At 70.7% G+C, this 6,828-nt stretch carries 6 protein-coding genes; 2 read left to right on the top strand and 4 right to left on the bottom strand.

The genetic code is table 11. The features are described from left to right. Together G6016_RS14905 and G6016_RS14900 are read right to left on the bottom strand one after the other, a co-directional pair. Positions 1-351 (bottom strand): nucleoside phosphorylase-I family protein (locus tag G6016_RS14905; protein WP_479682413.1); only part of this gene is annotated, 351 nt, incomplete at its 3' end. A gap of 1 nt (position 352) precedes the next feature. Next, positions 353-904, bottom strand: a complete 552-nt coding sequence (locus G6016_RS14900; RefSeq protein ID WP_182633401.1) for a gamma-glutamylcyclotransferase — start codon at positions 902-904, stop codon at positions 353-355. Between the two features lie 293 nt (positions 905-1,197). Here G6016_RS14900 and G6016_RS14895 point away from each other — a divergent pair, with 293 nt between their 5' ends. After that, positions 1,198-2,604 carry an NAD(P)H-quinone dehydrogenase gene (locus G6016_RS14895; RefSeq protein WP_182633400.1) on the top strand — a complete coding sequence of 469 codons (1,407 nt, stop codon included), beginning with the start codon at positions 1,198-1,200 and terminating at the stop codon, positions 2,602-2,604. Between the two features lie 75 nt (positions 2,605-2,679). Here the strand turns inward: G6016_RS14895 and G6016_RS14890 are convergent, their stop codons facing one another. Beyond that, a complete protein-coding gene (locus tag G6016_RS14890) occupies positions 2,680-2,976 on the bottom strand; it encodes a hypothetical protein (RefSeq protein ID WP_182633399.1) in 297 nt (98 codons plus the stop codon). A 219-nt stretch (positions 2,977-3,195) separates the two neighbouring features. Beyond that, positions 3,196-4,785 carry a glycerol kinase GlpK gene (gene glpK / locus G6016_RS14885; RefSeq protein WP_338403633.1) on the bottom strand — a complete coding sequence of 530 codons (1,590 nt, stop codon included), beginning with the start codon at positions 4,783-4,785 and terminating at the stop codon, positions 3,196-3,198. Positions 4,786-4,867: 82 nt separating this feature from the next. Here glpK and G6016_RS14880 point away from each other — a divergent pair, with 82 nt between their 5' ends. Beyond that, positions 4,868-6,664 (top strand): glycerol-3-phosphate dehydrogenase/oxidase, encoded by a 1,797-nt coding sequence (locus tag G6016_RS14880; protein ID WP_182633397.1) that lies wholly within the window; start codon positions 4,868-4,870, stop codon positions 6,662-6,664. Positions 6,665-6,828 lie beyond the last annotated feature (164 nt).

The following is a 6,828-nucleotide window of genomic DNA, read 5'->3' as shown; positions in this document are numbered from 1 at the left end:
CACCAGCACGCGGGAGCCGGTGGCGGCCGCGACGTGCGCGGGGTGCACGACCGGCTCGGTGCCCAGGCCCTCGTACAGGTGGGTGCGGCCGGCGATCGCCAGCAGCGGGACCCCGTCGACCAGGCAACTGGTGACGGTCCCGCGGTGGCCGGCGGCCGAGGGGGCGGCGAAACCGGGCAGGGACTCGACGGGAAGGGTGACCGCGCTGTCGGGATCGGCGAGCCCGGTCACCACCTCCGACCAGCCCGAACCCAGCACGAGCGTCACGTCGTGGGTGTTGCGGCCGGAGGCGTGCGCGATCGCGTCGGCGGCCGTGACGGCGTCAGTGGTGGGGGATATCAGCGGGGTCACGTCAGGCGCCCGGGCCGACGTTGCGGGACTCGCGGGTACGCAGTTCGCGGACATAGCTCTCGGGGGCGCCCGCGCACTCGGCGGCGTCCGCCAGCAGCCCGAGGTACCGCGCGGATGGAAGCCCGCCCTCGAACTCGTCCATCACGTACAGCCACGCCAGCACCGTGTCCTCGCCGACCACGGAACCGTCGCCGGTGGCCGGGCCGGCGTCGATGGAGAACTCCGACTCCTGGGCACCCACCGGCGGCCCGTCGGGCACGGTGGGGCGGCGCGAGATGCGGACCCGGATCTTGCGGGCGGGCATCAGATCCGTGCCCTCCCACCGATCGAGCGACAGGGCGTCCTCTTCAGGGACGTCGTAGAGGACGACGAAAACCCGAGAATCCGGGTCCTCCACCAGAGTCGCGACCGCGCCCTCCCACGTGGGGTCGTCGCCGGCGAAGGTGAGCCGCCAGCCCTCGAGCCAGCCCGACCCGGCGAAAGGGGAGTGCGGCGCGCGGGTGGTCATCTGATCGGGATGCATGTTTGTCCCGTACGCGGCATATAGAGGCACGGCCCCGACTCTAGACCTTCACTCCTGACCCGTGCCGATGGCTGTGGCGGGGGTGGGCTGATGATGCGCATGGGGTCTGGATGACGGCACAGCCCGGGTGGGCGACGGCGATCGGGCGGGCAGCGGGGGCAGCTTGCGACGGCGGCAGGGGTGGACCCGTGCCCATGAACCAACGTCACCAGTGGCCGGTTCGACTACCGTGTACGGCGGACGCGACGCGGTCCGCCACAGTGGAACCGACGTCCAGCCCTGACATCCCGTGAGCCGACAACCCGTGAGCCGTGGAGGATCTAGTGACCCAACGCATCATCATCATCGGCGGAGGACCCGCTGGATACGAGGCAGCCCTGGTGGCGGCCCAGCACGGTGCGGACGTCACAGTCGTCGACAGCGACGGGATCGGCGGCAACTGCGTCCTGAATGACTGCGTTCCGTCCAAGACCTTCATCGCCACCACCGGCGTGCGCACCGACATGCGCCGTGCCGAGGAGATGGGCGTGCAGGCCCACTTCGACCCCGCCGCCTACCGCCTCGGGCAGGTCAACGGCCGCGTCAAGTCCCTGGCGCGCGCCCAGTCCGCCGACATCCGCACGCAACTGCAGCGCGAGGGCGTCCGGCTGCTGTCGGGATGGGCGAAGCTCCACGACTCCCAGCCGGGCATGGCCGCCCACCAGGTCGCCGTGACCTTCGAGAACGGCCAGCAGAAAATTCTCGACGCCGACGTGGTCCTCATGGCCACCGGCTCCAGCCCGCGCGTCCTCAGCGGCGCCGAGCCCGACGGCGAGCGGATCCTCAACTGGCGTCAGCTGTACGACCTTACCGAACTGCCGAAGCACCTCGTGGTGATCGGCTCAGGCGTCACCGGCGCCGAGTTCGTCTCCGCCTTCACCGAGATGGGCGTCAAGGTCACGATGGTCTCCAGCCGGGACCGCGTGCTGCCACACGAGGACGCCGACGCCGCACTCGTGCTGGAGGAAGCACTCAGCGAGCGCGGTGTGTCCCTGGTCAAGCACGCCCGCGCCGACGCCGTCGAGCACCACGAGGACGGCATCATCGTCCGCCTCGGCGACGGGCGCACCGTCAAGGGCTCCCACGCCCTGATCTGTGTGGGCTCCGTGCCCAACACCGACGGGCTCGGCCTGCAGAGTGCCGGCGTCGAGCTGCAGCGCAGCGGCCACATCAAGGTCGACCGCGTCTCCCGCACCACCGCGCCCGGCATCTACGCCGCCGGCGACTGCACCGACCTCATGCCGCTGGCCTCCGTCGCCGCGATGCAGGGGCGCATCGCGATGTACCACGCGCTCGGCGAGGGAGTCAGCCCCATCCGTCTGCGGACCGTGGCTTCGGCCGTGTTCACCCGCCCCGAGATCGCCACCGTCGGCATCTCGCACGCGCAGATCGAGAGCGGCGAGGTCCCGGCCCGCGTCGAGGTCATGCCCCTGTCGGGCAACCCGCGCGCCAAGATGCGCAGCCTGCGCCGTGGCTTCGTCAAACTGTTCTGCCGGCCCGCCTCCGGCGTGGTGATCGGTGGCGTCGTGGTGGCGCCCACCGCCTCCGAGCTCATCCTGCCGGTCTCGATGGCCGTGCGTAACCAGCTCACCGTGGCCGACGTGGCCGGGTCGTTCTCCGTCTACCCGTCGATGTCCGGGTCGATCACCGAGGCCGCACGCCAGCTGATCCGCCACGACGACCTGGACTGACGCGCAGGGGTGACGACCGGGCTGAGCTAGGGCTGGCCGGTCCGGGCCTGGTCTGGCCTGGCCTGGCCGTGGGGTTCAGGCGGGCGACGGTCGGTTACGCGCGTTGTGCCACACCTGCAGTGCCAGGGCCGGCAGCCAGGCGAGCAGCACCACGAAGGTCGCCCACCAGGTGTTCGGTAGATCTGCGACGATGGCGCAGAACATCGAGATTCCCCCGCCGAGCGCCCGTAGGCCGATCGCCCCTGCGGGCACAACAGGCGGGTTCCGGATATACGAAAGCCACGAGCCCCTATTCGCCGCGATCAACCGCCGAGTGGACATCACGAGCATCGCCGCGGCCACCACGAGCAGGAGCGCGAGCACAGCGTTCATACCCGCACCCTCCCACACGAGTTGAGGACGAGTCCGTGGCGGTGCGAAGGCAGGTGGTGGCGCCATCGGAAATTCCCGGCTCGGGGTGCGCGCCGATGGCATCGAGAAGTGGGTTCGGCGCACACCGTTCTCGGGCGATGTGTGCCGAACTCTCTTGGCGATGAGTATGGGCTCGGTTGTCCGTGTCGGTGTCGGTGTCGGCTCGGGCGGGGGCGGGGCTCAGCCTTCGGCGTCGGCCCAGCCCAGCGTGCGCTCGACCGCGTCGCCCCAGCGGGCCATCAGCCGCGCGCGCTCGTCCTCGGACATGGCCGGCGACCAGCGATGGTCCTCGCGCCACAACTCGCGCAGCGTGTCGATCGACTCCCACGCGCCGACCGCCAGCCCGGCAGCGAAGGCGGCGCCCAGGGCCGTGGTCTCGGTGACCTCCGGGCGAACGACGTCGACGCCGAGCAGGTCGGCCTGGAACTGCATGAGGTAGTCGTTGACGACCATGCCGCCGTCGACCCGCAACGGGCGGGCAGACGCGGCGGTGCTCGTATCCGCGCCGGCGGCGGCGCCCGCGTCGGCGATCATGGCGTCGACCATCTCCCGGGTCTGGAAGGCGGTCGCCTCCAGCGCCGCGCGGGCGAGGTGGGCCTTGGTGTGGAACCGCGTGAGCCCCACCATCACGCCGCGGGCATCAGGTCGCCAATGCGGGGCCAGCAGACCGGAGAAGGCGGGTACCAGATAGCAGTCGCCGTTGTCGTCGAGCGAGGCCGCGAGCTGCTCCGTCTCGGCCGCGCTGGAGATCACGCCCAGGTTGTCGCGCAGCCACTGCACCAGCGAGCCGGCCATCGCCACCGAGCCCTCGAGCGCGTAGACGGGGGCGTCGTCACCGAGCCGATACGCGACGGTGGTGAGCAGGCCATTGGTGCTGAACTGCGGTGTGGTGCCCGTGTTGAGCAGCAGGAACGCGCCCGTGCCGTAGGTGTTCTTGGTGTCGCCGGGCTCAAAGCAGGTCTGACCGAACAGGGCCGCCTGCTGGTCGCCGAGAATTCCCGCGATCGGAATCCCCCCGAACATGCGCCGCCCGGTGACGTGCCCGAGCACACCGGACGAGGGGACGATCTCCGGGAGCATCGCTAAAGGAACGCCGACCTCGCGACAGATCTCCTCATCCCAGTCGAGGGTGTGCAGGTCCATGAGCAAAGTACGGGACGCGTTGGTGACATCGGTGACGTGGAGAGCGGGGTTGTTGTCGTCGTCGCCCCTTCTTCCCCCCGTCAGGTTCCACACCACCCAGGTATCCATGGTGCCGGCGAGCAACTCGCCCGCCTCGGCGCGCTCGGTCCCACGCTCGCCGTTCGCGTCGAGGTGGTCGAGGATCCAGCGGATCTTGGGGCCCGCGAAGTACGTCGACAGCGGCAGGCCCGTGGTCTCGCGGAACCGATCGGCGCCGGCGGGATGCCCCTCGGCGAGTCGCGCGCAGATCCCCGACGTGCGCGTGTCCTGCCACACGATCGCGTTGTACACCGGCTTCCCGGTGGCCTTGTCCCACACGACCACCGTCTCGCGCTGGTTGGTGATGCCGATCGCCCGCACCAGCGCCGGCTCCAGATCCACCTCACTGGCCACGTGCGCCATCGCATTTCGCACGTTCGTCCAGATCTCCATGGCGTCATGCTCGACCCAGCCGGCGTGCGGGAAGATCTGCCTGTGCTCGATCTGCGCGGTGGCGGCGGGAACGGGCAGACCGTCGTCGTCGAACAGAATCGCCCTGGTCGACGTGGTGCCCTGGTCGATGGCCAAAATGTAGGTGTTGCGAGTCACAACCCTGAGACTACGTCCGGCCCCGCGTAGAGTCGTGCCCAACCGGCCGGATCTCCTCAGCCCGGTCGTGAAGGGAGCCCTCATGCCCACACCGATGTCCCGGTCCGTCCTCGGCCCCGACAGTCGCGCCGAGGCCTGGCGCAGGCTGTCCGAGGAGACGTTCGACGTCGTGATAGTCGGAGGCGGCGTGGTGGGCACCGGAAGCGCGGTCGATGCGGCCACCCGCGGGCTGAACGTCGCGGTGGTCGAGGCCCGGGACTTTGCCGCCGGCACCTCCTCGCGCAGCTCCAAGATGTTCCACGGCGGGCTGCGGTACCTCGAGCAGCTCGACTTCGGCCTGGTCGCCGAGGCGCTGCACGAGCGGGAGCTCAGCATGACCCGCCTCGCCCCGCACCTGGTCACGCCCCTGAAATTCCTGTTCCCGCTGACCCGCCGGTTCTGGGAGCGGCCGTACATGGCCGCCGGGTTCGTGCTGTACGACGTCATGGGCGGCGCCAAGAGCGTGCCCCCGCAGAAGCACTACAGCCGCGCCGGCGCGCACCGGATCGCCCCCGGCCTGCGCGAGGACGTGGTGGTGGGCGGCATCCGCTACTGGGACACCCTCGTCGACGACGCCCGGCACACCCTCACCCTCGCCCGCACAGCCGCCCGGCACGGCGCCGTGGTCTCCAACTCCACGCAGGTCATCGGCTACTTGCGCGACGGTGAGCGCGTCACCGGCGTCCGCGTGCGCGATGCCGAGACCGGCGAGGAGACCGACGTGCGCGCCGGCGTGGTCCTCAACGCGGCCGGCGTGTGGACCGACCAGCTGCAGCGCATGCTCGGCGAGGAGGGCGGCTTCACCGTCCGCGCCTCGAAGGGCGTGCACATCGTGGTGGACCGCGACAAGGTCGACTCGGAGGCGGCGCTGATCCTGCGCACCGAGAAGTCCGTGCTGTTCATCATCCCGTGGGGCGAGTACTGGATCATCGGCACCACCGACACCGACTGGCAGCTCGACCTGGCCCACCCGGCCGCCACCGCCGCGGACATCGAGTACATCCTCGGCCACGTCAACTCGGTTCTGAAGGAGCCGATCGTCCGCGAGGACGTGCGCGGCGTGTACGCGGGGCTGCGGCCGCTGCTGTCCGGCGGCGCCGATTCCACCGCCAAGTTGTCCCGCGAGCACGCCGTGATGACGGTCGCGCCGGGCGCCGTGGTGGTGGCCGGCGGCAAGTACACGACCTACCGTGTGATGGCCGCCGACGCGGTGGACGCCGCGGTCGCCGAGCTGGGGGACCGGGTCGCCGACGTTCCGCCGTCCAACACCGAGCGGATCCCCCTCCTGGGCGCCGACGGCTACCCGGCGATGGTCAACCGCGCCGACCGGATCGCCGACAATTACGAGATCCGTGAGGACCAAGTCGAGCACCTGCTGGGCCGCTACGGCACCCTCACGGAGGAGGTGCTCGACATGGCCGCGGATCAGCCGGGCCTGCTCGAGCCGCTCGCCGGTGCGGAGCGGTATCTGCGCGTGGAGATCGTGTACGCGGCCGCCGCGGAGGGCGCGCTGCACTTGGAGGACGTCCTGGTCCGCCGCACCCGCATCACCATGGAGTACCAGCACGGCGGGGTGGAGTGTGCCCGCGAGGTCGCCGAGCTCATGGCCGGGGTCCTGGGGTGGGATCCGGCGCGGGTCGAGCGCGAGGTGGGCTTGTTCGAGCAGCGGATCGCCGCGGAGGAGGCGAGCCAGGTGACCGACTCCGACGACGAGGCCGACCGCTTCCTGCGCAGCGTTCCTGAGGTCCGCGAGTTCCTCACCGACACCTCCTTCGACCCGGCGGCGGCGGAGCCGGTGGTCGAGCCCTCGGTGGCCGGGGAGTCGGTGGCCGCCGAGTAAGTCGGTCGCGGGTCCCTTACCCAGCCGTTGTCCCGGGTCCGGCCGCGACCCAAGCCCCGCGCGGTTCCTGCCGCTGAGGCCTACTTTCCGCTGCCGGTGTAGCTGCGCCCGAGCACCCGACCGGGCGCGGTGCCGACGCCGCTTTCACTCGCGGCCGCCGTCGA

Origin of the sequence: Dietzia aerolata (assembly GCF_014144865.1) — a bacterium.
GTDB lineage: Bacteria > Actinomycetota > Actinomycetes > Mycobacteriales > Mycobacteriaceae > Dietzia > Dietzia aerolata.
This window is presented reverse-complemented; position numbering and strand designations above follow the sequence as displayed.